The organism is Mesocryomonas lacus, assembly GCF_055730135.2.
This window is the reverse complement of the sequence record NZ_JBUZWE020000071.1, coordinates 1-331: the sequence shown is the minus strand read 5'-3', so window position 1 is coordinate 331 and position 331 is coordinate 1. Positions and strand designations below refer to the sequence as shown.

Here is a 331-nt window from a genome sequence, read left to right as displayed (position 1 = left end):
TTACACGCCGGGCACACCCGACGCCCTCAAGGTCGAGGATCGACCCGTTCCGGTGCCGCGCGCGGGCGAGATCCTGATCCGCGTTCGGGCGTTCGGGCTCAACAGGTCCGAGCTCTTCACTCGGCAGGGACATTCCCCGAACGTCCGGCTGCCTCGCATCCTGGGCATCGAGGCGACGGGAACGGTCGAGACGGCGCCGGGCGGCGAGTTCCAGCCGGGCGCGACGGTTGCGACGGTCATGGGCGGCATGGGCCGCGACTTCGACGGCGGCTATGCAGAGTATGTGAAGGTTCCTGTGGGCCAGGTGCAGTCGGTCCGCACCAACCTGCCT

General features: G+C 68.9%; 1 protein-coding gene. It reads left to right on the top strand.

The annotated features are described in order from the left end of the window. On the top strand, positions 1–331 hold a 331-nt coding region (locus ACZLZY_RS24975), incomplete at both ends, for an alcohol dehydrogenase catalytic domain-containing protein (protein WP_496253614.1).